The organism is Bacteroidetes bacterium SB0662_bin_6 (assembly GCA_009839485.1).
Lineage (GTDB): Bacteria > Bacteroidota > Rhodothermia > Rhodothermales > VXPQ01 > VXPQ01.
Genome location: VXPQ01000004.1, coordinates 1 through 4,448, shown reverse-complemented (window position 1 = coordinate 4,448; position 4,448 = coordinate 1). Strand labels below are relative to the sequence as shown.

The window sequence follows — 4,448 nt, the reverse complement described above, 5'->3', positions numbered from 1 at the left end:
TCGATGGCGCGCCCCTTCCGCCGCTCGCGCATTCCCTCGGGGGTGAGCTGCTCGCGGGTTTCGAATCCCGCGAACCGGCCCCCCTCGGTGAACCGTTCGGCCAGGACCGCGCCCCATCCGCTCGCGCCGTGATTCGCTTTCACGCATTCCAGGACTCGGAGCGCCGAATCTACCGGATCGCGGGTCAGGGTCAGGCAGCCTCGGGCGGAGTCATACCAGGCGGCGGACCCCGCCACCGCGCCGGGGCCTGGGCCTTCCCCCTGCCGGGCCTCCGCTCGCGCCTGCTTTGTGGAGTGGGCGACTGCCAGGATTCCGAATTCCCCGGCCTCCGCCTCCGCGATCATGGCGCGCATGAAGGCGCGGACGGGTCCGGCCTCCGATGTGGAGGCCCCGGCCAGGGCCACGCTCACGGGATCTACCACGACCAGGGCGGGGGCCGCCTTGCGGATCTGCTCGAACGTGCTGGCCCATGCTGGCGCGGGCCGGGCGACTCCCCGCTGCTCGGGGTCGGCCTCGAAGAGCGGGTCCGGGTCCGCGACGATCCGCACCGTGTCGAAGGGTCTCCCGCCTTCGGCCTCCGCGATCCAGGCGAGCCGGCGGGCCATGCGGGCCGCCGAATCCTCGAAGGCCACCAGGACGGCCCCGCCCGGCTTCACGCGGAGCGCCCCGGCAGCGCCGCAGTTCTCGCCGTTTTCGCGGGCCAGGGCGGCGGCGTGGGCCAGCGCCAGGGTGAGGGTGCTTTTCCCGGTCCCGCCCTCGGCGGCCAGGATCGCAACCTCTCCAACGGACAGGACCGCATCCGGGATCCGCTCGCCCTGGGGCGTAGCGGGTTCGCGCCAGATAACCGGCTCCGGGATCGGATCGGCCAGGTGTTCGGTGAGCGCCCGGAGCCGGACCGGCTCGAAGAGCGCCCGCGCCGCCTCCGGGGATTCGGCCTCCGCGATAGCGGCGTAGTACGCCAGGTCTGCCGCCGCGTATCCGGGCGGCGGAGGCTTCGGGCGGCGAAGGTTGCGGAGACCATCCAGGAAGTCCGCGTCCGCGTCCAGGGAACGCCGCCCGTCGGTGTGTTCCGGCCCGGCGAAGAGCTGGGGGTCCGCCTGCCAGGCGCGGAGCTTCGCTACCACGCTCCGGGCCAGCTCGCGGGGGTCTTCCCGCGCCCTCATGTGCTCAGGGGTGGGGGTAGGGTCTAGAATTCGGCTCATGCCGTGAACCTCCTCGCGTTTCAGGATTCGCGGAGTAGTCGGCCCTCGCCGCTTTGTCTTCGTTCGCGGCGGGGGGCGGCGTCAAGGTATCAGGGGGCGCGTCCTTGTTGGCAGGCGCACCGGGCGGCCCCGAGTACCGCCGCCCGGCGCGAACAGACACGCGCCCAATTGGGCGGGAGCGGCGGAGCCGTTGCGGCTCTTGACGCCGACAGCTCGCCGACGTCGCGCGATCGCGCGTCCGCTCGAACGGGACAGGCTCCGTACCGATTCGGTACGGCAGACCGCCCGGAATTCGCCGCCACCGGGTTACGGCGGAATCCGCCCTAACCCTGTCGGGCAGAGTCGCTATCCGGTGGCGGACAGGCTCACGGTTCCCTGGAGGTTTTCGGCTCATCGGTGCCTTGGGCCTCCGGTTCTCGCGGGCCGAAAAGTCATCAGGCGGGAGTGGCGAGCAGGCGGACGCGCCCCTCGTCGTCATTCTCGGGGTGGACGGGGTGGCCGTCCTCGATCTTGTTCGCGGTCGTTCCGAATCCGGTGGAGGCGCTGGCCCCTACGGCCACGATGGCCCCGCCGCTCTCAGAGGTCGGCTGGATCAGGACTACGCCTACCGGCAAGCCGGAAATCTGGGCCTCCGCTCCGGGGGTCAGGTCTTGAATGATGGTCGCCATGTTCGCCCTCCTTTCAGGCGTCGAGTGATGCGGACCGGGCCTTCCGGTTCCGTCTGTTCTCGCTATCGAGTGCGTGCTTTCGGGTCCGGGCGCAGCTCGCGCACCGCTTCCGGCTCGGCGGCGTCCCTTCCAGGTCCGCCAGGCAGTCGGGACAGCGCCGCTCGGTGTCGCAGAACGGCCCATCGTCCAGGGGCCGGAAGAGCCGGAGCGCGGTCCGGGGGTGGTAGTTCGCTTTCGCTACGGAGAGCGTGAATCCCCCCTCGGTTGCGCGCCGGAGATAGAGCAGGGCGCGGGCGGCGGCGAACCACTGGATGGATCCACTGGCGGCGTCGAATTCCGGGTCTTCTCCGGCAGCGGCCCGCTTCGCGGGGTGATGGACGATTACCAGGCCCGCACCGCGGGCGGCGGCCTCCGCCGCGGCGGACTCTACGAAGGCCCGGACGTTCGCGGCGGAGTTGTCATCCGCCGCGAAGGCGGAGAGCGCCGGGTCGAGAATCACGATTCCCCCGGCCTCCATCCCGAGCGCCTTCCGTCCGTCCGCGAGCGCGGACCCGGCCTCTGTCCAGAATGAGCGCCAGAACCGGGACGGGCCGCTCACGTCGCCGCTGCCGGACGTGAAGAGCGGGCGGCCCCGCATCTCGGCGATTGCCAGGGCCGGACTCTCCGGGCGGCGGAGCGCCGCCAGGCGTTCCCGGAGCCGGGTCCGGCTCTCCTCGTACGAGGCGATCACTACCGGGCCGCGCCGGAGGGTGACGCCCAGCTCTTCCGTCCACTCCCCCGGCCCCGGCGCGGCCGCCGCCGCCGCGAGCTGTAGCAGCAGCGAGCTTTTGCCCGTGCCAGGCGGCCCGGACAGGATCGCCGGTTCCCGGACCGCGAGCAGCGATCCGGCGCGGCCCATGCGGAGGATCGGATCGGGCGGGGTGCCATCCTCCGGGATCAGCGGGCCGATCCGGAATTCCCCGAGTGCTTGGCGGAGGGTGGATCGCCGCTCGTATTCGGAGAGTTCCAGATCGTCCGGCAGTGTCCCGGCGACGTGCGCCGCTCCGAACCAGGACGGCGAGCCCGCCGCCCGGTAGAGCTGAGAGCGCCGGGCCTCTTCCAAGCGGCGCGGCCCCTGCCCGAAGAGCAGGTCCGCCAGCTCATCCTCGAGAGTGCGGATCGCTCGCCGGATCGCCTGGACATCGGACAGTCGCCCCTCCTGGAAGGCCCGGTCCAGGACGTTGTGCTTCCGGTGGAGCCGCTCCGCCAAATCCTTCATCGGATCGGGCCTCCCGCCCTCCGGCGCCGGGGGGTCCGGCGCGGGCAGCGGTTCCAGGATCGCGGGAGCTGTCACGCGCCGGGGGCCTCTTCGCTCGGCTCGGCGAATTCCCGCCGCACGGCATTGACCCGCATGACGTTGCCCTCCTGCCGGTTGTATTCATCGTGCCGGGCTTCCAAGTGCGTCAGCTCGCCCCGGAGTCTCTGGGCCTCCCGCTCGGCGGCGTGGAGTTCATCGCTCAGCCGCTCGAAGTCCGCATTGATTGACGCTGCCGCCCGGTCGTAGAGAGTGCGGGCCTTCTCCGCCGCCGCCTCGGCCTTCGGCAGGGTCTCCCGCTCGATGGCGTCGGCCTTCCGGTGGGCCTCTTCCAGCTCGGCCTGCTTCGCCTCCATCGCCTGTTTCGTGCGGTCGTGTCGCTCGGTTGCGGCGGCGATCCGCGCAGCCCTCCGGCTGGCGTTCGCCAGGCGCAGCAGCTCCCGCGCCCCGGAGTCACGGGCCGCGAGTCCGAGCAGCTCCCCGTCGAGTCGCGGAATGGTCTCGTTCCGCGTCATGTTGAGGTCGGCCCGGAGAGAGGACCGCCGCCATTCCTTCTCCCGCGCCTCGCGGGCGAATTCGGGCAGTGCCCGCTCCCGCTTGTCCTGGATGGGCAGGCGTTCGCGGCTCACACGGGCCGCCGTCGCGTTCGCGGCGTCGAGCTGTTGCCGTAGTCGCTGGCGGTCCTCCGCGTATCTCTCATGGACTGTCACGGTTTCGTTGGTCACGGTTCCCCCTCTCTGTTGGAGTCAGGCTGCCGGGCTGCCCGGCGTCGGTTGCGTTCGGTGGTCAGTGGCGGCGACGGCAGCGGACCCGTTCCGGCTGGCGCGTTGCCGTGCTGTATAGGCGCGGTTCGTGGCGTTCTTGTGGACCCTCTGGCACGGCTGGCAGCGTAGGCGATTCGGGCCGGGGTTCGGCATGGTCCGCCCGCAGTCAACGCAGGGGCGCGGCTCCGCCAGGCGGCCCCGTCCGGGTCCGGCCCCTGCTCCGCCTCGGGCCTTCTTCGGTGCGGGCCTGGGCTTGGCCCATGCCGGGTTTTCCCATGCGGAAATTCCGTCCGGCCAGGCGCATAGGGCGCAGGCCCCGGAGCGGGTCAGTTCGCGGTCTTCCCCCCGGCAGTTCCAGCAGGTGCCCGTTAGGGGCTCTGAGAGGCCCCTAGAGCCGTCCCGGACCTCTCCCCTACCCGTAGGGTGGGTTTCGGCCAGAAAACGCTCTGGGGGGCCTCTCTGGGCCTCTGAGGGGGCTGTCGCTGAAAAACAACTGACGCGGACGACGATCTTACGCGAG

Annotated in this window: 4 protein-coding genes; all 4 read right to left on the bottom strand. The window is 71.4% G+C overall.

What is annotated here, in order from left to right; genetic code table 11:
- Window positions 1–1,202: AAA family ATPase (locus F4Y00_00790; GenBank protein ID MYE03503.1), on the bottom strand; the 1,202-nt coding region annotated here is incomplete at its 3' end.
- Window positions 1,203–1,636: 434 nt separating this feature from the next.
- Complete coding sequence (locus F4Y00_00785; protein MYE03502.1) at window positions 1,637–1,870, bottom strand: hypothetical protein; 234 nt, start codon at window positions 1,868–1,870, stop codon at window positions 1,637–1,639.
- Between the two features lie 13 nt (window positions 1,871–1,883).
- Window positions 1,884–3,128: an AAA family ATPase gene (locus F4Y00_00780; GenBank protein MYE03501.1), complete on the bottom strand. Its 1,245-nt coding sequence runs from the start codon at window positions 3,126–3,128 to the stop codon at window positions 1,884–1,886.
- 71 nt (window positions 3,129–3,199) lie between these two features.
- On the bottom strand, window positions 3,200–3,889 hold the full coding sequence (locus F4Y00_00775; protein MYE03500.1) for a hypothetical protein: 690 nt from the start codon (window positions 3,887–3,889) through the stop codon (window positions 3,200–3,202).
- Window positions 3,890–4,448: the final 559 nt, after the last annotated feature.